The sequence below is a fragment of the Clostridium psychrophilum genome, from assembly GCF_018861705.1.
Taxonomy (GTDB): Bacteria; Bacillota; Clostridia; order Clostridiales; family Clostridiaceae; genus Clostridium_AD; species Clostridium_AD psychrophilum.
Genome location: NZ_JAHLEC010000252.1, coordinates 1 through 1139, shown reverse-complemented (window position 1 = coordinate 1139; position 1139 = coordinate 1). Strand labels below are relative to the sequence as shown.

Genomic DNA, 1139 nt, shown 5'->3' with positions numbered 1-1139 from the left:
TGTTCTATGCCCAGAATGTGATGCAAATATGATAATCAAAGGACGATGAGATTATCATATTTGCTTGGCATAAGGGTTTTTACTCGACCGTAGGGAGATTTTGTTCTTTGAGAAATAAGACACTTTAAAGGGGTGTCTATTTTAATATAAAAATAAAGATTTTAAAAACATGATTAGGTTTAAAATTATCAATCAATTTAGAAATTTTTTATGTATAAAACCATTTGATTATTAATAATATTGTAATAGGGGTGATATTATGAATATATTTAAGCCGAAAAAAGAAAAAGAAATTGATGAATTTAGCGTTAAACCGAATCTAAAGAAAGCATACGGAAAGAATTGGAGATTAATGTCACAGATTAGAAAAAATAAAAATATTAGAGCAGTAAACTGTAAGTGTGGTTCAGTTAAATTAAATGTTTTTTCTAAGCCGGGGAAAATAGATTATAAATGCTCAGAGTGTGGCAAATATGTAGAAACTGTGGAATATGATGAGAGCGAAACAATTAATTCAGAGAATAAGTAATTCATTATGTTATAAATAAAACAGGAGATGGCTAATAATGGATGAATGGTCAGAAAAAATAAAACAAATTATAATTCAACGTAACAAAAGATTAACTGAGATTCAAGATATATTTACACAAATATTAAATACAAGTAAAATGGGTATGCGTTGTGATTTTAAAATGAATGAATCAAATAAACTAATATGGGATTTAGAAATAGGAAATAAAACATTCACATTAACAAACGAAGAAATATTAAAAGGACAAAATGTCGAATATTATGACAAAAATGGTTATATGTTTATTTCGAAAGATAAAAAGAAAGATTTAGAAGAAACAATCAAGGAACTAATATTGGAAAAAATATCACAATATTAAGTATAAAAAACTGTACCCTTTGGAAAGAGTACAGCTTTAATTAATATTATATTTTAAGCATAATAAATTAAATTAATTATATAGTTAAAACCAGATATTGTAAAGAACAAATTAAAGCTTATAGGGCAATCATTTAGAAATCCTCAATTGCAAAAGTAAATTCCACCCCAATACATAAAACAGTGGAAGTTAGTCTTACAAATTAAAAGGTAGATTTTACCTTTACAAATTATTATAATAATATTAGAT

The 1139-nt window shown here is 25.4% G+C and carries 2 protein-coding genes; both read left to right on the top strand.

The genetic code is table 11. The features are described from left to right. Positions 1-259 precede the first annotated feature (259 nt). On the top strand, positions 260-529 hold the full coding sequence (locus KPL38_RS19315; RefSeq protein WP_216290754.1) for a hypothetical protein: 270 nt from the start codon (positions 260-262) through the stop codon (positions 527-529). Positions 530-566: 37 nt separating this feature from the next. Beyond that, on the top strand, positions 567-890 hold the full coding sequence (locus tag KPL38_RS19310) for a hypothetical protein (RefSeq protein WP_216290753.1): 324 nt from the start codon (positions 567-569) through the stop codon (positions 888-890). Positions 891-1139: the final 249 nt, after the last annotated feature.

Coding starts and splice junctions, on each gene's coding strand:
- KPL38_RS19315 (WP_216290754.1), top strand. CDS start 260: ATGAATATATTTAAGCCGAAAAAAGAAAAAGAAATTGATGAATTTAGC.
- KPL38_RS19310 (WP_216290753.1), top strand. CDS start 567: ATGGATGAATGGTCAGAAAAAATAAAACAAATTATAATTCAACGTAAC.